Below are 16,313 nucleotides of genomic sequence, written 5' to 3' on the forward strand. Positions count from 1 at the left end.
CCTCCGCACGCGGGATGGTGAAAGATGAGGGCTGCGCCATATTCATATGGAAACTCGGGCGGTCCTAACAAGGACCGTCCGGATGGAGCGGACGCGACACCGCGCGTCCCACCACAATGAGGAGCACACCTTGTCAGACCTGATCCAGGGGCCCGCGTCTCAACCGAACGCCGACACACCAGGCGTCACCGGAGCGGCCTCGTCACCCGCAGCGAACGCGCAACCCGGCACAGACGGCCGGGTCCGCGTCATCCGCGAAGGCGTGGCTTCCTACCTGCCGGACATCGATCCGGACGAGACCACCGAATGGCTCGAATCGTTCGACGGCCTGCTCGACCGTTCGGGAGCCGCCCGCGCCCGCTACCTGATGCTGCGCATGCTCGAGCGCGCCGGCGAGAAGCACGTGGCGATTCCCGCACTCACCTCGACCGACTACGTCAACACCATCCCGACCGAGAACGAGCCGTGGTTCCCCGGCGACGAAGAGGTCGAGCGCCGCTACCGTGCGTGGATCCGCTGGAACGCCGCGATCATGGTGCATCGCGCGCAGCGGCCCGGGGTCGGCGTCGGTGGCCACATCTCGACGTACGCGTCGTCGGCCGCGCTGTACGAGGTCGGTTTCAACCACTTCTTCCGCGGTAAGGACCACCCGGGCGGCGGCGACCACATCTTCGTGCAGGGCCACGCCTCGCCGGGCATCTACGCCCGCGCGTTCCTCGAGGGCCGCATCCCGGCCGAGCAGCTCGACGGCTTCCGGCAGGAGGCCAGCCACGCCCAGTCCGGCGGCGGCCTGCCGTCGTACCCGCATCCGCGTCTGCTGCCCGACTTCTGGGAGTTCCCGACGGTGTCGATGGGCCTCGGCCCGATGAACGCCATCTACCAGGCTCGCTTCAACCACTACCTGCACGACCGCGGCATCAAGGACACCGCGGATCAGCACGTGTGGGCGTTCCTCGGCGACGGCGAGATGGACGAGCCGGAGTCGCGCGGCCTCGCGCACGTCGCGGCCACCGAGGGCCTCGACAACCTGACGTTCGTCGTCAACTGCAACCTGCAGCGTCTCGACGGCCCGGTCCGCGGCAACGGCAAGATCATCCAGGAGCTGGAGTCGTTCTTCCGCGGCGCCGGCTGGAACGTCATCAAGGTCGTCTGGGGCCGCGAGTGGGACTCGCTGCTGCACGCCGACAAGGACGGCGCGCTCGTCAACCTGATGAACGAGACGCCCGACGGCGACTTCCAGACCTACAAGGCCAACGACGGCGCGTTCGTCCGCGAGCACTTCTTCGGACGCGACCCGCGTACCAAGGCCCTGGTCGACAACCTGACCGACCAGGAGATCTGGAACCTCAAGCGCGGCGGCCACGACTACCGCAAGATCCACGCGGCGTATGCGGCGGCGATGGCACACAAGGGCCAGCCGACGGTGATCCTGGCGCACACCATCAAGGGCTACACGCTCGGCAAGCACTTCGAGGGTCGCAACGCCACGCACCAGATGAAGAAGCTGACGCTCGACGATCTCAAGCGGTTCCGCGACATCCAGCGCATCCCGATCTCCGACGAGGAGCTCGAGAAGGATCCGTACCTGCCCCCGTACTACCACCCCGGTACGGACGCCCCCGAGATCCAGTACATGCTGCAGCGACGCAAGGCGCTCGGTGGCTTCCTGCCGTCCCGCCGCACCGACTCCCCGCCGCTGGCGCAGCCCGCGGACAAGACGTACGACGTCGTCCGCAAGGGCTCCGGCAAGCAGGAGGTCGCGACCACGATGGCGGTCGTGCGCATCCTCAAGGAACTGTTGCGGGACAAGGAGATCGGCAAGCGGATCGTGCCGATCATCCCCGACGAGGCCCGCACGTTCGGCATGGACTCGTGGTTCCCGTCGCTGAAGATCTACAACCGCAACGGACAGCTGTACACGTCCGTCGACGCGGAACTGATGCTCGCCTACAAGGAGAGCGAGATCGGCCAGATCCTGCACGAGGGCATCAACGAGGCCGGCTCCACGGCATCGTTCACCGCGGTGGGCACGTCGTACGCCACGCACGGCGAGCCGATGATCCCGGTGTACATCTTCTACTCGATGTTCGGCTTCCAGCGGACCGGCGACGGCCTGTGGGCGGCGGCGGACCAGATGGCCCGCGGCTTCGTCCTCGGCGCCACCGCCGGCCGGACCACGCTCACCGGTGAGGGTCTGCAGCACGCCGACGGGCACTCGCTGCTGCTGGCCTCCACCAACCCGGCCGCGGTGTCGTACGACCCGTCGTTCTCGTACGAGATCGCACACATCGTCAAGGACGGTCTGCGCCGGATGTACGGCGGCACCGACGGTGTCGAGGGATTCGGTGGAGAGAACATCTTCTACTACCTCACCGTCTACAACGAGCCGTACCAGCAGCCCGCCGAGCCGGAGAACCTCGACGTCGACGGCCTGCTCAAGGGCATCTACCTGTTCAAGCCGGCCGAGAACAGCGGTCCGCGTGCCCAGATCCTGGTCTCGGGTGTCACGATGCCGGACGGTCTGCGCGCCCAGCAGATGCTCGCCGACGAGTGGGGCGTGGCCGCCGACGTGTGGTCGGTGACCTCGTGGGGCGAGCTGCGCCGCGACGGCATCGAGTGCGAACGCGAGGCGCTGCGCAATCCGGGTGTCGACGCGCCGGAGCCGTATGTCACGAAGGCGCTGTCCCAGGCGCAGGGTCCGTTCGTGGCGGCGTCGGACTGGATGCGTGCGGTCCCGGACCAGATCCGTCAGTGGGTCCCCGGCTCGTACACCACGCTCGGCACCGACGGGTTCGGTTTCTCCGATACCCGCCCGGCGGCTCGACGTTTCTTCAACGTCGATGCCGAGTCGATCACCGTCGCGGTGCTCTCGGCGCTGGCGAAGTCCGGTGAGATCGACCGCTCCAAGGCCGCCGAGGCGGCTGCCCGCTACCGGATCGACGACGTGCTCGCCGCTCCGAAGCAGACGTCGGATCCCGGCGTCGCCTGAGTCCGTCCGATCGGCATGCTGATCGACAACTGATCGCGCCCGCCGCCTGCACCAGCGTCCCGGAGACGCTGTGCAGGCGGCGGGCGTAAGTTCCTTTCATGGCCGAGGACCAGCCCGAGACGTCGAACAGCCCGTCGGAGCCGCCCGCGCTGCGCGAGGCACCGACCCCGAACTCGCCGCGTCGCGTCCGCTACCGACCACCGGCCGCCGGGACGGGCGGACGGCCCACTCGCGATTCACTGCCCGATGCGCTGCTGCGCCGGGTCAAGCAGTTCTCCGGGCGGCTGTCCACCGAGGCGGTCGCCTCGATGCAGGACCAGCTGCCGTTCTTCGCCGATCTCGACGCCGAGCAGCGTGCAAGCGTCCAGATGATCGTCCAGAAGTCGGTGGTCAACTTCCTCGAGTGGCTCACCGACTCCGACAGCGACATCCGATTCACCATCGACGCGTACCAGGTGATTCCGCAGGACCTCGCCCGCCGACTGACGCTGCGGCAGACCGTCGACATGGTCCGAGTGGCCATGGAGTTCTTCGAACAGCGTCTCCCGGCGCTGGCCCGCAACGACCGCCAGCTCGTCGCGCTCACCGAGTCGATCCTGCGCTACGGGCGGGAGCTCGGCTTCGCGGCCGCCTCCGTCTACGCCAGTGCGGCGGAGTCCCGCGGCGCGTGGGACACCCGACTGGAGGCGCTGGTCGTCGACGCCGTCGTGCGCGGTGACACCGGTGCGGACCTGCAGTCCCGGGCGGCGACCCTGAACTGGGACGCCACCGCGCCGGCGACCGTCATCGTCGGGACCCCGCCCCCGGAGGTGGGCGTGTCGGTGATCGGCACGGTGCACAGCGCGGCGCAGCGCCACGGGCGCGGCGCCCTCGCGGTGATCCAGGGCGACCGGCTCGTCCTCGTCGTCAGCGGCGAGCTCCACGGCAGCAAGGCGGCGCGGGAGTTCATGACCGATCTCATGGCGAAGTTCTCGGACGGCCCGGTGGTCATCGGACCGACCACCCCGAGTCTGGGGGCCGCACACTTCAGTGCGGTCGAGGCGCTGGCCGGCATGGAGGCCGTCGCGGGGTGGCGTGGTGCTCCGCGGCCCGTCTTCGCAGCCGATCTCCTTCCCGAACGCGCCCTGCTCGGCGACTCCGCGGCCGTCGCGGCCCTGAACGAACGTTTGATCCAGCCGTTGTCGGCCGCCGGCTCGTCACTCTCCGACACGCTCGACGTGTACCTCGATTCCGGTGGGGCCGTAGAGGCTTGTGCCCGTCAGCTGTTTGTTCATCCAAATACTGTCCGTTATCGCCTGAAGCGAATTGCCGAGGTCACCCGCCGAGATCCGACGAATGCCAGGGACGCCTATGTGCTCCGAGTCGCAACTACCGTGGGCCGACTTGCCCAAACACGTCACGAAACATCGACTTCTGACACATCAGTCACAAAATTCACATTCCGGAATGTCGGGACGTAACACGGGAGCGCCCGATTTCGATAGCGGCGCCCGACGTGCTTTTTTGTAGGAAACCTACAAAACACGTGTCCAGGATTCATCCCCGACAACATCTCGCCGACGGACGCAACGGTGTTCCCTTGAATGCGTGATTTCGTTGCTAGCCCCGGGTCAGGGCTCTCAGACCCCCGGCATGCTCAGCCCATGGCTGCAGCTGCCGGGCGCACACGATCGCATGGCTCTGTGGTCCAAGGCCTCCGGCCTCGATCTCGTACGCCTGGGCACCACCGCCTCGGCCGACGAGATCACGGACACCGCAGTGACCCAGCCGCTGGTCGTGGCTGCCGCGCTCCTCGCGTACGAGGAGCTCGAACGTCGCGGCCTGATCCCCTCCGACACCATCGCCGCCGGCCACTCCGTCGGCGAACTCGCCGCGGCCGCGGTCGCCGGCGTGCTCTCCTCCGACGACGCGGTGATGCTTGCCGCGATCCGTGGTCGCGAGATGGCGAAGGCGTGTGCGTTGGAGCCCACCGGAATGTCGGCGGTGCTCGGCGGGGACGAGGACGCCGTCCTGTCCCGGCTCGAGGAACTCGATCTCACACCGGCCAACCGCAATGCGGCGGGTCAGATCGTGGCGGCCGGGCGACTCGACGCGCTCGAGCAGCTCGCCGCGAACCCGCCGGAGAAGACCCGTGTGCGGGCACTTCCGGTGGCGGGTGCGTTCCACACCCGGTTCATGGCGCCCGCTCAGGACGCCGTGGCCGAGGCCGCGTCGCGGATCACACCCAACGATCCGTCACGCACACTGCTCTCCAACTCGGACGGCGCGCCGGTGACCTCCGGTGCCGATGCCCTGACTAAGCTGGCCGCGCAGGTGACCCGACCTGTGCGCTGGGACCTGTGTACCGCGAGCTTGCGGACCGCGCAGGTCTCGGCGATCGCGGAACTCCCCCCGGCAGGCACCCTGATCGGGATCGCCAAGCGCGAGATGCGCGGCACCCCGAACGCGGTGCTCAAGGAACCCGGGGATCTCTCCGCACTGACCGAGTTCACCGAAGTCGGTTAGCTTGCTGCGCGCTCACGATGCGCGCACCGGGTCGACCCCTGTCGACCCGGACCACCGAAGACGACACATCGAATGAAGAAGGGAGCCACGTAGTGGCCACCAACCAGGAAGAAATCATCGCCGGCCTCGCTGAGATCATCGAGGAGGTCACCGGAATCGAGCCGTCCGAGGTGACCATCGACAAGTCCTTCGTCGACGACCTCGACATCGACTCGCTGTCCATGGTCGAGATCGCGGTGCAGACCGAGGACAAGTACGGCGTGAAGGTTCCGGACGAGGATCTCGCGGGTCTGCGCACCGTCGGCGACATCGTCGCGTACATCCAGAAGCTCGAAGCCGAGGGCGGCGAGGCTGCGGAGACCGTCAAGGCCAAGCTCGAGGCCGCCAAGAACGACGACGAGTGAGCCAACCGTGACTTCCGCTTCTACCCGAGGGAGTTTCCCCAACATCGTCGTCACCAGCCTTGCGGCTACGACGTCGGTCGCCGGAGATGTGGATGGCACGTGGAAGGGCCTGCTGGCCGGTGAGAGCGGCATCGACGTTCTCGACGGCTCGTTCGTGGAGGAATTCGATCTACCAGTGCGTTTCGGTGGCCAGTTGAAGGTCCCGTTCGACGACGCGCTGTCCAGGGTCGAGATCCGCCGGATGAGCTTCGTCGAGCGTCTCGCACTCGTACTGGGTCGTCAGGTCTGGCAGAACGCCGGCAGCCCCGAGGTCGACAAGGATCGCCTCGGGGTTGTCATCGGCACCGGGCTCGGCGGCGGCGAGGCACTCGTCGACGCCGTCGACAAGCTGCGCGCAGGCGGATACCGCAAGGTGTCCCCGTTCGCGGTTCAGATGGTGATGCCGAACGGACCCTCGGCCACCGTCGGACTGGAACTCGGCGCGCGCGCCGGTGTCATCACGCCGGTCTCGGCGTGCTCGTCCGGCTCGGAGGCCATCGCGCATGCGTTCCGCATGATCGCGATGGGCGACGCGGACATCGTCGTCGCGGGCGGAGTCGAGGGCAACATCGACTCCGTGCCGATCGCGAGCTTCGCAATGATGCGCGCGCTCAGCACTCGCAACGACGACCCGAAGGCGGCTTCCCGCCCCTTCGACAAGGACCGGGACGGTTTCGTCTTCGGCGAAGCGGGCGCGATGATGATCCTCGAGACGGAGGAGCACGCGAAGGCACGGGGGGCGACGATTCACGCCCGCCTGCTGGGTGCCGGCATCACCTCGGACGGATTCCACATCGTTGCACCCGATCCGGAAGGCACGGGTGCGGCACGCGCCATGACCCGGGCCATCGAGACCGCAGGTCTCACCAAGTCCGACATCAAGCACATCAACGCACACGCGACCGCGACCCCGATCGGCGACATCGCCGAGAGCATCGCCATCAAGGCGGCGGTCGGCACGCATCCTGCGGTGTATGCGCCCAAGTCGGCACTGGGCCACTCGATCGGCGCCGTCGGCGCCCTCGAGGCCGTGCTCACGGTCCTGAGTGTGCGTGAGGGCGTCATTCCCCCCACGCTCAATCTCGACAATCAGGATCCAGAGATCGACCTGGACGTCGTGAAGGGTGAACCCCGATACGGCGACATCGATTTCGCGATCAACAACTCGTTCGGTTTCGGTGGGCACAACGTCGCGCTCGCCTTCGGCCGGGCTTGACCCCAGCCGAACTCGCTGGACTGCCAGGTGGGGACCCCGCACCCGGGGTCCCCACCCCGAACCCTCGCCCCATTTGGGCTCGCTCAAGGAGGACTCGATGACCGTCATGGCCCCCGCGACGAACACCGAAGCATCAACCGATCCGCGCGATCCGCTTGCGCGGCTCGCCAAGCTGTTCGATGCCGGTACCGTCGTGCCACTACATACCCGCGACAAGTCCGGAGTGCTCGCCGCATCCGGTGAGATCGACGGCGTTCGCACCATCGCCTACTGCTCCGACGCCACCGTGATGGGCGGCGCCATGGGCATCGAGGGCTGCAAGCACATCGTTGCGGCCATCGACACCGCCATCGCCGAGAAGGCGCCCGTCATCGGACTGTGGCATTCCGGCGGAGCACGGCTGGCCGAGGGCGTCGAGGCACTGCACGCCGTCGGACTGGTCTTCGAGGCCATGGTCCGTGCGTCGGGCCTCGTCCCGCAGATCTCGGTCGTCCTGGGCTTCGCGGCCGGCGGCGCCGCCTACGGTCCCGCGCTCACCGACGTCGTGATCATGGCCCCCGAGGGCCGCGTGTTCGTCACCGGACCCGACGTCGTCAAGAGCGTGACCGGCGAGCAGGTCGACATGGCCACGCTCGGCGGCCCCGACACACACACCAAGAAATCCGGCGTCGCACACATCGCCGCGAACGACGAGGACGACGCGTACCACCGCGCCCGTCGTCTGGTGTCGATGTTCTGCGAGCAGGGCGAGTTCGATCTCGCTGCCGCCGAGCACGGCGACACCGACCTGAGGGCCCTCATGCCCGAGTCGGCCAAGCGCGCCTACGACGTGCGTCCGATCGTCCACGAGTTCCTCGACAACGTCGAGGGCGAGTCGAGCTTCGAAGAGCTGCAGGGCAATTGGGCACGCAGCATCGTCACCGGCATCGGCCGTCTCGGCGGCCGCACGGTCGGCGTGATCGCGAACAACCCTCTGCGCCTGGGCGGGTGCCTCAACTCGGAGAGCGCCGAGAAGTCGGCCCGCTTCGTCCGCCTGTGCAACGCCTTCGGCATTCCTCTGGTCGTCATCGTCGACGTCCCCGGCTACCTGCCCGGCGTCAGCCAGGAGTGGGAAGGTGTCGTGCGCCGCGGCGCGAAGCTGCTGCACGCGTTCGCCGAGGCCACGGTCCCCCGCGTCACCTTGGTGACCCGAAAGATCTACGGCGGCGCCTACATCGCGATGAACTCGCGTGCCCTCGGTGCCACCGCGGTGTACGCGTGGCCCGAGTCCGAGGTTGCGGTCATGGGCGCCAAGGCTGCCGTCGGCATCCTGCACAAGCGCGCCCTGGCCGCCGCACCGGAGGAAGAGCGTGAGGCGCTGCACGATCGCCTCGCCGCCGAACACGAGGCCATCGCCGGCGGCGTCGGCCGTGCGATCTCCATCGGTGTCGTCGACGAGACGATCGATCCGGCCAAGACGCGCAGCGTCATCACCGCGGCACTCGCCGCGGCGCCGGCAGCCCGTGGACAGCACAAGAACATCCCGCTGTGACACGTCGACGCTGAGCGAAGAGGCCCCGCATCTGCGGGGCCTCTTCGCTTTCGCGTGGCCGCGTCCTGAGGACCGGAGATCAGCTGCCGAAGCTGCCCGACAGGCTGCCGCCGGCACTGCCGGTGGAACTGCCCGGGCCGCCGGAGCTTCCGAGCCTTCCCCTGGAGCCGAGGCTGGACCCCCGTCATCACCGCTGCCCTCGCTGCCGTCCCCGCGAAAACTGTACGCAATTCGGTCGTTCCACGCCCCTCCGAAATGTTCGAGAAGTCATCGAACTGTCGAGTCGCACGTCGACAACCCGACAAGACCTCGACAGTCGGGCTGCGACGTTCCACGCACTTCCGACCACGCGCGAGACGGGACACTATCGGGACAAACGCCCACCCGTCACCCGAATCGGGGATCTGACAGTTGTTGACATCTCGGCACCTTCACCGAGTGGCGGCGAATTAAACTCCAGTACAACGCCGTTCGCGGAATGGAGGGAAGAGCGCTCGCCCTCTGCTAGCCGACGTCGCGGCGCAGCCAGGTCACCTCGGCACCCTCTCCGCCGCTGCGGTACGGCTCGAGCACCTCGTCCCACGGCGTGCCGAGGGCGTGCTCGACGGCGGCCGCGAAACCGTCGGCCCCCTTCGCGAGCAGCGCCCGCAGTCGCATCTCACCGACGACGACGTCACCGTTCGCGCTCGTCGACCCCCGCCACAGCCCGAGGCCCGGTACGTGGCTGAATCGTTCACCGTCCACGCCGTCACTCGGATGCTCGGTCACCTCGAAGTACAGGAGGGGCCAGGCCCGCAGGGCCGCCGCGAGCCGCGAGCCGGTCCCGACGGGGCCGGCCCAGTCGCAGGTTGCTCGCAGTGTGCCGCCGACAGCGGGCTGAGCTGTCCAGCGCAGGTTGGCGCGGGCATCGAGAATCGAGGTGAGCGCCCACTCGACGTGTGGGCAGACGGCGGCGGGCGACGAGTGGACGTAGATCACTCCGGTCGTCGCATCCGCGAACTGGTTCAACGAGCGCACTGCAACACCTCCAGCTTCGACGAGGGACGTCTTCCCCAACGACCTCGGTCCAGCGGAGCCGGTTGTGTCGCAATCGCGACTTCACGCCGCGACACAACGACGACCAGTGTGCCCTGTGATGCCACTGTTACGCCAGTGGTAGCAGTAAATTGATCTATCGACGGGCACGCAACTCGGCGACGACACCGTCGCTCAGCGTCGGCCACAACGGCTTGGCCCAGTCCCCGAAGGCACGATCCGTGAGCACGACACACGCGGCGTCGACGGCCGGGTCGACCCAGAGGAAGGTCCCGGACTGGCCGAAGTGCCCGTAGGTGGCCGGAGAGTTGCCCGAGCCGGTCCAGTGCGGGCTCTTGGCGTCCCGGATCTCGAGGCCGAGCCCCCAGTCGTTGGGGCGCTGCGGGCCGTAGCCGGGCAGCAGGCCCGCCAGTCCGGGGAACTGCACGCTGGTGGCCTCGGCGTGGGTCTGCGGCGAGATCAGGGTGGGGCGCAGCAGCTCGGCCGCGAACCTCGCGAGGTCGGCGGTGCTCGCCTGTCCCCCGTGCCCGGCGGGGCCGACGAGGGCGGAGTTCACCATGCCCAACGGCGCGAACACCGCCTCGGCGACGTAGTCGGCGAACCCGATGCCGGACTCGGCCTCGACGAAGTCCGCGAGCACCTCGAACCCAGCGCTCGAGTAGATGCGCTTGGCGCCCGGCTCCGCCTGCACCTTGCGTTCACCGAAGGCGAGACCCGACGTGTGCGCGAGCAGGTGCCGCACCGTCGCGCCGGGCGGGCCGGCGGGCTGGTCGAGGTCGATCGCGCCCTCCTCGACAGCCACGAGGGCGGCGTACGCGCACAGCAGCTTCGTGACGGATGCGAGTGGATACACCCGCTCCTGGTCACCGAAATGCGCAACGCCTCGGCTGCCGTCGACGACGGCAGCCGAGGCGTTGTCCACCGGCCATTGCCCGATCCGATCGAGAGTCTGCACCCGATCAGACTACGAGGGCCACTGGATCAGAAAATCACCAGTCCGCCTCGGTGTAGCGGATGACACCGCGGATGTTCTTGTTGTCGAGCATGTCCTGGTAGCCCTCGTTGACCTGCTCGAGTGAGTAGGTGTTGGTCACCATGTCCTCGAGATTGAGCAGGCCTGCACGGTACAGGTTCAGCAGGTTCGGGATGTCGACGCGGGCATTGCAGCCACCGAAGATGTTGCCCTTGAGATCCTTCTGCAGCATCGACATCAGGAACGTGTTGAGCCTGACGTCCATGTCGGCCATGTGGCCCATGGCGGTGACGACGCAACGGCCGTTCTTCGCGGTGAGCGTCATGGCGGGATCGATGTATTCGCCCTTCATCTCACCGACCGTGATGATCGTCTTCTGGCACATGCGACCCCACGTGATCTCCATGATCGGCGCGATCGCTTCTTCCATCGACGGGAAGGCATGCGTGGCACCGAACTTGAGCGCCTGCTCACGCTTGAAGGGCGACGGGTCGATCGCGAACACGTGGCGGGCACCCGACGCGACGGCGCCCTGCAGCGCGCTCATGCCGACGCCGCCCACGCCGATGATGGCGACCGACTCACCCGGCTTGACCTCAGCGATGTGCGTCGCCGAGCCCCAACCGGTCGGGACACCACAACCGACGAGGGCCGCGAGCTCGAACGGGATGTCCTTCTCGATCTTTACGACGGAAGACTCGTGCACGGTCATGTAGGGCGCGAACGTGCCGAGCAGGCACATCGGGATGACGTTCTCGCCGCGAGCCTGGATGCGGTAGGTGCCGTCGGCGATGGCCTGACCGCTCAGCAACCCCATGCCGAGGTCGCACAGGTTCGAATGACCCTCGGAACAGGACGGACAGCGTCCACACGCCGGGATGAACGAGAGGACGACGTGATCGCCCACCTCGACGCCCGTGACGCCCTCGCCGACCTTGGTGATGACACCCGCGCCCTCGTGGCCACCCATCGCGGGGTAGGACGGCATCGGGGTCGCGCCGGTGACGATGTGGTGGTCGGAGTGGCACATACCGGCGGCTTCCATGCGGATCTGCACCTCGCCGGCGACCGGGTCACCGAGTTCGATCTCTTCGACCGACCACTTCTCGTTCACGCCCCACAGCAACGCGCCCTTGGTCTTCATTCCAACCGCCTTCCGTACCTGACTACCGATTGTTGTGACGATAGCCACAAATCTTTCAAATTGGAACACGTTCTAGGAGTCGAGTAGCAAACCGGCCCACTCAGTGGGAGAACTTCGCTGGTCACGGCCACTTCGCGCCGCCTGATTCCCGCCTCGAGGTCGCGGCCCGACCGGACATTGGACCAGATTGTCGGTGTCCCGTGAGAAGTTCCCGGCGTCGAACTGGCATCAGGGGGAGGAACTCCGCGCTTCGTGTCCGACATCGTCTCCGTTCTCGTCCTCGCGCTCGTCGTGACATCGATGGGCCTCACCGTCAGGCAGCTGGCGCGCAGCAGCACCCGTCGCGCCGCGTACCTGCGGACCGTCCGCGCCATCCGGTGGTGGATGGTGCCCGCCGCGGCCGTGCATCTCACCGTTGTCGCGGGCACGTTCCGGGCCCTGTCCGAGGCCGTGCCGGTCCTCGGGTTCGGGTGGTGGTCGGCGCTCGGCGGCAGTGGCAACATCGCGCTGGGGCAGACCGGGAACAACGGATTCGGGTGGTCGGCCCTGTCCCTCGCGATACCCGCGGCGCTCGTTGTGCTGGTGCCGTTCCTCGCCCACGACGAGGAGCGCCTCTTCCGGGCCGGGGCCGAGGAGTGGACGCCGGCCACCCGAGTCCGTACCCAGGTCACGTTCGGGCTGATCCACCTGGCGATGGGGATCCCCGTGGCGGCCGGCATCGCCCTGATCGTCAGCGGGTTCTACTTCGAGCGCGTCTATCTGATCGCGGTGCGCGGGAACCGGGAGCGAATCGCGGAGCTGCGCGATGTGCCACCGCCGGACGAGATCGTCTGTCCCCCGCTTCCCGTCGGCGCTCCCTACGATCCGCACCACTGGGATCGGGTACAGGCCCAAAGGGCAGCCGTGCGAGCCGAGAACGCGCGTCTGCGGCTCGCCTGGGAGGAGGGGGACGACGAGTCGAGCCGACGCGCCCGTGCCCACAGGGCCGAACTTCGCGCGCCGGCCCTCGCGACGGCGGCCGCGGCCCATGCGGTCTCGAACTGGGTCGTCTGCGCGATGCTGTTCGTGTTCCTGCTCGCGGCGTAGCGACACGACGGCGAACGGACAAGGCCGCGTGGGGTCGGTCACCGAGAACTTCTGGGCCGAGATGAAGAAGAACACGTGGGTGCGGGACCGCGATGACGTCGCATGGCCACACGGTCACATCGCCCACACGAAGGCCGTCGTGGCCGCTCCGATCGCGGCCAGTGTGACCAGTCCCCAAGCACGGAGACCGCGCCGGAAGGACCAGGCCGCCGCCGCGAGCCCGACGCACCACGCGATCGCGCGGGCCGCGTCGACTGCGATCGGGACGCTCCTTCGAACGTGCGCGTCATGCGAGCCGTCGGACGAGTCCCACCCCGGTGTGTCCATTGCCTGATTGTCGGTCACCCCGACGAATCCGATAGGTCGCTATGACCCGAACGAGTGGAAGAGCGCTTCGATCTGGAGCGACAGCGCCCGAGTGAAGTCCGTGAAGTCGTTGCTCCAGTTCTGGAGATCGATGGTGCTGACTGCAGCCTTCATGGCGAGCTCCTCGCGAGCGAGTGGCCCCGCTCCACGGGCGGGCGGGGCTGGCGCTGTATCTCGCCCCGGCAGAAGCACCCGTTACGCCGACGTCTGTCGGTCGACGGCCCCGGGGCGGGGCAAGCGCGCCGATGCCGGCCGGAGACCACTCGCGGCAGGGTTGGGGGTGTCGAGCCGTACCGACACGAGTGAGACGGGGGCCGCCCTCCTACATGTTGAGATCGCCCGTTTCTGAAATTCAGATCCATGGCGCCGCTGTGGGCGACCGACCGTGCTGCGTCTTTCGGGACGGAGTCACGTTCCGGCGCTGCGGGCTGATTGGTCGATTGTTTGAAATTCCTTCTGACCTGCGGCTACTCGTAGAGAACGATAGCGATTGGGCGTGACTTCCGAGGCGCATCCCGCCTAGTCTCAATGAGCCGCCCTCCCCCGGGGCGGCAACCCGTGGCCCCATCCCCCCCTGTGCGGGGCCACGCGGGCGGCGCATCTCGTTTCGCGAGTGCTCTACACCGCCCTACCACTGACTGATCGCCCCGCCGCCGCTGTGACCAGGTGGGGCGATCAGTCACCGTTCGTCCCCTGGCCGCCACGAGTGCGGTGTCCAGTGGATGTGGTGTCCGTGGGTCCGCATGCGACACCGGGTTGAGCGGGCCGGCGTTTCACAATGTCGTCCCGCTCCACCGAACACCATTCGAAGGGCGGAGCTCGGTGTTCACGACGATCGTCCTCATGGCCGCCCTCATCCTGGCCATCGGCGGCGTTGCCGCGCTGGCGATCGCAGCATCCCCGCAAAGGCCGAAACCGCGGAGGTGCTCCGAACACCGGAACAGGTACACGAACAGGTAGAAATGCCGCGTTGTCGACGACTCAGATCGGTCAAGCTGGATCAATCCTGATCCAGTCGACGTCACGAGGAAGCGAGGCACCATGAGCGGCGGACTCCTGACCTTGATCATCCGCGCATGGCGCCGGGCCGGCACGGGACGGCGCCGACGATCCGCCGCCGCCCCGCCCCCGCATCGACCCGTACACCAGCTGTACGAGTACGACAGCCTCGGCCTGTAGCGGGCGCCGATCATCCTGGGCACCAGCACGTGTCGATGACTCGGGACCAGCGATGAAGAACAACGAATGCCCCTTCCTCGACATCGAGTAAGGGGCATCGACGTGGGGCGGGCGGGGCTCGAACCCGCGACCAATGGATTATGAGTCCACGGCTCTAACCGACTGAGCTACCGCCCCGCGCCGCGGCGGTGCGTCGCGGACAGCCGAATGTTACCGCCCACCCCCGACGGTTCCCGTCTGCGGGGTGGCGCATGTCGCGTGCCCGCCAGGGCGTGTCGGTGCCTGCCCGCAGACTGAGCGGAGACACGATCGAACAGCACGATCCCGCGACACCCGAAGGACCCCGAATTGACGAACTGGACCACTCGACCGATCTGCGCGTTCGATCTGGAAACTACTGGCCGAGACCCGCTCTCGGCGCGAATCGTCACCGCGTGTGTGGTCACGGTCGAGAGTGGTCGGCCCCGCTCGCGCAACTGGATCGTCGATCCGGGTGTCGACATCCCCGAGGACGCCAGCGCGATTCACGGCATCTCGACGGCCCACGCGCGCGAAAACGGCACGAATTACGCCGTCGGGTACCGGGAGATCCGCCGGGCCCTCACCGACGCGTGGGCGGCAGGCTACGCCGTAGTCGCCTTCAACGCCTCGTACGACCTCACCGTGATGGACGCCGAGGGCCGACGCCTCGGGCTGCCGCCGATGAACGACTACGGGCTCGTCGTCGACCCGTACGTGATCGATCGGGAGGTCGACCGCCACCGCCGCGGCAAGCGCACGCTGGGTGCGCTGTGCGAGCACTACGGAATCGAGTTGGGGTCGGCGCACGAGGCGGAGTCCGATGCCCTCGCCGCCGCCGAACTGGCGCGGATCCTGCCGGAGCGGTTCCCCGAACTCGCCGCGCTCGACGACGTGATGACGAGCCAGGCCGGCTGGCATGCCGAGCGCCAGCGCGACTTCGCCGAGTACCTGCAGCGCGAGGGCCGCGATGCGTCGGACGTCGACGGGCAGTGGCCGATCCGGATCGCGGCCTGACACCACCGCGACCCGACCACTCCCCGGTCTGCGATGATGCCGTCGATCAGCACTCACGGACCGGGGAGGGTTCATGGCGCGTCTGTCGTGGCGGGGAACGGATATCGGCGAACTGCTTCGCACGTGGTGGGACTACGAGCGGTACCGGATGAAATGGGGGCTGCCGATCCTCGCCGTCGCACTCACGGCGGCGGCGTTGGTTCTGGTAACGGGGCGCTGAGACCGCCACGATCTCGTGACGCCGGGGCCACCGGGGCCTGTTCGGAGTCCTGCACCGACTGATCGGCATCCCGCAACGCAGAAGGCCCCTCACCCGTTAGGGTGAGGGGCCTTCTGTTCGGCTCCCCCGGCTGGACTCGAACCAGCAACCGTTCGATTAACAGTCGAATGCTCTGCCAATTGAGCTACAGGGGATTACCTGGGCGGCACTGCCGTTTCCCGCGGTGCCTGGAAAACTGTAGCCCATACCCCCACCCAAGTACCAAATCGCCTGAACACAGACGGATCAGGCAGGATGTATGCAGGCAGTTCGACGGGAGGAATCCGGAAATGTTGCGGTTGTTGGTAGGCGTTGCGGCGGGTTACGTGCTGGGCACCCGAGCGGGGCGGGCCCGGTACGAACAGATCAGCAAAGCCGCAAAGGCCGTGGCAACCAGTCCCGCCACCAAGAAGGTCATCGAGACGGGCCGGCAGAAGCTGTCGGATTCGCTGAGCACGCAGCCCAAGCTCGAGCCGATGAAGCCGATCGACGAGCGGACCACGATCCTGGTCCCCCACGACCAGTTGCGGCAGAACTAGCGACACCCCGACT

At 67.6% G+C, this 16,313-nt stretch carries 15 protein-coding genes and 2 tRNA genes; 11 read left to right on the forward strand and 6 right to left on the reverse strand.

The genetic code is table 11. The annotated features are described in order from the left end of the window. The first annotated feature begins 130 nt into the window (after window positions 1-130). The 6 genes from aceE (at window position 131) to AC1RIF_RS14280 (ending at window position 8,684) form a co-directional block, all read left to right on the forward strand. On the forward strand, window positions 131-2,989 hold the full coding sequence (gene aceE, locus AC1RIF_RS14255) for a pyruvate dehydrogenase (acetyl-transferring), homodimeric type (RefSeq protein ID WP_492602020.1): 2,859 nt from the start codon (window positions 131-133) through the stop codon (window positions 2,987-2,989). A gap of 98 nt (window positions 2,990-3,087) precedes the next feature. Continuing rightward, window positions 3,088-4,449 carry a PucR family transcriptional regulator gene (locus tag AC1RIF_RS14260; protein WP_492602021.1) on the forward strand — a complete coding sequence of 454 codons (1,362 nt, stop codon included), beginning with the start codon at window positions 3,088-3,090 and terminating at the stop codon, window positions 4,447-4,449. A 127-nt stretch (window positions 4,450-4,576) separates the two neighbouring features. Beyond that, window positions 4,577-5,494 (forward strand): ACP S-malonyltransferase, encoded by a 918-nt coding sequence (locus AC1RIF_RS14265; protein WP_492602022.1) that lies wholly within the window; start codon window positions 4,577-4,579, stop codon window positions 5,492-5,494. A gap of 92 nt (window positions 5,495-5,586) precedes the next feature. Next, window positions 5,587-5,898 (forward strand): meromycolate extension acyl carrier protein AcpM, encoded by a 312-nt coding sequence (gene acpM, locus AC1RIF_RS14270; RefSeq protein ID WP_492602023.1) that lies wholly within the window; start codon window positions 5,587-5,589, stop codon window positions 5,896-5,898. Between the two features lie 7 nt (window positions 5,899-5,905). Next, complete coding sequence (locus AC1RIF_RS14275; RefSeq protein ID WP_492602024.1) at window positions 5,906-7,153, forward strand: KasA/KasB family beta-ketoacyl-ACP synthase; 1,248 nt, start codon at window positions 5,906-5,908, stop codon at window positions 7,151-7,153. 97 nt (window positions 7,154-7,250) lie between these two features. Next, a complete protein-coding gene (locus tag AC1RIF_RS14280; protein ID WP_492602025.1) occupies window positions 7,251-8,684 on the forward strand; it encodes an acyl-CoA carboxylase subunit beta in 1,434 nt (477 codons plus the stop codon). A 504-nt stretch (window positions 8,685-9,188) separates the two neighbouring features. On the opposite strand, the gene AC1RIF_RS14285 is transcribed toward AC1RIF_RS14280, so the two are convergent. The 3 genes from AC1RIF_RS14285 to AC1RIF_RS14295 all read right to left on the reverse strand — a co-directional run bounded on the left by AC1RIF_RS14285 (window position 9,189) and on the right by AC1RIF_RS14295 (window position 11,836). Continuing rightward, window positions 9,189-9,701 carry a DUF3145 domain-containing protein gene (locus tag AC1RIF_RS14285; protein WP_492602026.1) on the reverse strand — a complete coding sequence of 171 codons (513 nt, stop codon included), beginning with the start codon at window positions 9,699-9,701 and terminating at the stop codon, window positions 9,189-9,191. Between the two features lie 154 nt (window positions 9,702-9,855). Next, entirely contained in the window at window positions 9,856-10,674 is an 819-nt protein-coding gene (locus tag AC1RIF_RS14290; RefSeq protein WP_492602027.1) for a serine hydrolase domain-containing protein, read from the reverse strand. 34 nt (window positions 10,675-10,708) lie between these two features. After that, complete coding sequence (locus AC1RIF_RS14295; RefSeq protein WP_492602028.1) at window positions 10,709-11,836, reverse strand: NDMA-dependent alcohol dehydrogenase; 1,128 nt, start codon at window positions 11,834-11,836, stop codon at window positions 10,709-10,711. A gap of 252 nt (window positions 11,837-12,088) precedes the next feature. Here AC1RIF_RS14295 and AC1RIF_RS14300 point away from each other — a divergent pair, with 252 nt between their 5' ends. Continuing rightward, the gene (locus AC1RIF_RS14300; protein WP_492602029.1) at window positions 12,089-12,922 is read left to right on the forward strand and encodes a hypothetical protein; all 834 of its coding nucleotides are present in this window, start codon (window positions 12,089-12,091) and stop codon (window positions 12,920-12,922) included. Window positions 12,923-13,036: 114 nt separating this feature from the next. On the opposite strand, the gene AC1RIF_RS14305 is transcribed toward AC1RIF_RS14300, so the two are convergent. After that, window positions 13,037-13,249, reverse strand: a complete 213-nt coding sequence (locus AC1RIF_RS14305) for a hypothetical protein (protein WP_492602030.1) — start codon at window positions 13,247-13,249, stop codon at window positions 13,037-13,039. Window positions 13,250-14,329: 1,080 nt separating this feature from the next. Here AC1RIF_RS14305 and AC1RIF_RS14310 point away from each other — a divergent pair. Further along, on the forward strand, window positions 14,330-14,467 hold the full coding sequence (locus tag AC1RIF_RS14310) for a hypothetical protein (protein ID WP_492602031.1): 138 nt from the start codon (window positions 14,330-14,332) through the stop codon (window positions 14,465-14,467). Window positions 14,468-14,570: 103 nt separating this feature from the next. Here the strand turns inward: AC1RIF_RS14310 and AC1RIF_RS14315 are convergent. Beyond that, window positions 14,571-14,644: transfer RNA gene (locus AC1RIF_RS14315), tRNA-Ile, on the reverse strand. Window positions 14,645-14,815: 171 nt separating this feature from the next. Here AC1RIF_RS14315 and AC1RIF_RS14320 point away from each other — a divergent pair. Then, on the forward strand, window positions 14,816-15,502 hold the full coding sequence (locus AC1RIF_RS14320) for a 3'-5' exonuclease (RefSeq protein WP_492602032.1): 687 nt from the start codon (window positions 14,816-14,818) through the stop codon (window positions 15,500-15,502). A 73-nt stretch (window positions 15,503-15,575) separates the two neighbouring features. Continuing rightward, on the forward strand, window positions 15,576-15,722 hold the full coding sequence (locus AC1RIF_RS14325) for a hypothetical protein (RefSeq protein WP_492602033.1): 147 nt from the start codon (window positions 15,576-15,578) through the stop codon (window positions 15,720-15,722). Window positions 15,723-15,843: 121 nt separating this feature from the next. On the opposite strand, the gene AC1RIF_RS14330 is transcribed toward AC1RIF_RS14325, so the two are convergent. After that, window positions 15,844-15,916: transfer RNA gene (locus tag AC1RIF_RS14330), tRNA-Asn, on the reverse strand. A 135-nt stretch (window positions 15,917-16,051) separates the two neighbouring features. On the opposite strand from AC1RIF_RS14330, the gene AC1RIF_RS14335 reads away from it, so the two are divergent. After that, window positions 16,052-16,300, forward strand: coding sequence for a hypothetical protein (locus tag AC1RIF_RS14335; RefSeq protein WP_492602034.1), 249 nt, complete (start codon window positions 16,052-16,054; stop codon window positions 16,298-16,300). Window positions 16,301-16,313 lie beyond the last annotated feature (13 nt).

The organism is Prescottella sp. GW823-FHT02E09, assembly GCF_058797375.1.